This window comes from Microvirga sp. P4_G7 (assembly GCF_056401005.1).
Genome location: NZ_JBFUKD010001039.1, coordinates 1 through 885, shown reverse-complemented (window position 1 = coordinate 885; position 885 = coordinate 1). Strand labels below are relative to the sequence as shown.

Sequence of the window (885 nt, the reverse complement as noted above, 5' to 3'; positions counted from 1 at the left end):
CAAGAACCGCCGTGCACAACCGGTTTCACCGAGGACGTCGGCTGCGACCCCTGAAGATCTTGCCGCAGACCGCGCGCCGCGGGCGCCGGTTACGGCTCGCGATCCTCTGCCGGCACCGCGTCCGGCGACACCGACCCAGACGCAGATAAAACCGCTTCCCCCGTCCTCGCGGCCGGTGCCTGCGACCTTGGCCGGCAACTGGACGATCAGAACGGGCGCAACCGCCTGTCGCTTGCAATTGTCCAGCGTTGCAGCACTCGATCTCTTCAAGGCCTATCCGTCGCGCTGCGACGACGAAGCCCTGCAGCAAATCAACTCATGGTCGATCGTCGACGGGATTTTGCTGCTCTATGCGCGTGGTGCCGTTGTGGCGCGCATGCCGGGCGATGGAGCGAGTTTCAGTGGCATGCTGTCCGGTTCCGGACGGCTCCTGACGCTGACCCGCTAGCAGGTCATTGACAGAACGCCCGCGCGCCGGGCGTCCATTCGCCAAACCCGCTCGCGACCATGTTGGCGACGACGCGACAGACGTATTGCTTTTGGGCAGGATTGTTGTTCGGTCCGGCGTGATAGCGCGCGACTGCCATCGTCCAACTTCCTTCGCGCACACGCAGCTCCTTGAGAAACTGCGCGGCATAGGCAACGTTGTCGCGGGCGTTGAGCATGCTCGCGAGCGRACTGAAGCGATCGCGGTGATAGTGATGGTTGATCTGCATGCAACCGAGGTCGATGAGCTTCGCACCGTCCCGGCTTGCCTCGCTGAACCGACGCATCGCGTCGCTGGCACTCGTAGCGAAATATGCCTTGCCCTCGATATTCATGGCGAAGGGTTGCAGGGAGCCCTTCCTGCCGGTCTCGGCGAGGCCGACCGAATACAACATGCCG

General features: G+C 63.5%; 2 protein-coding genes. One reads left to right on the top strand and one right to left on the bottom strand.

What is annotated here, in order from left to right:
* Positions 1-448: hypothetical protein (locus AC1DT3_RS22855; RefSeq protein ID WP_477467448.1), on the top strand; the 448-nt coding region annotated here is incomplete at its 5' end.
* Between the two features lie 4 nt (positions 449-452).
* On the opposite strand, the gene AC1DT3_RS22850 is transcribed toward AC1DT3_RS22855, so the two are convergent.
* A partial coding sequence (locus AC1DT3_RS22850; RefSeq protein WP_477467447.1) for a transglycosylase SLT domain-containing protein occupies positions 453-885 on the bottom strand: 433 nt, incomplete at its 5' end.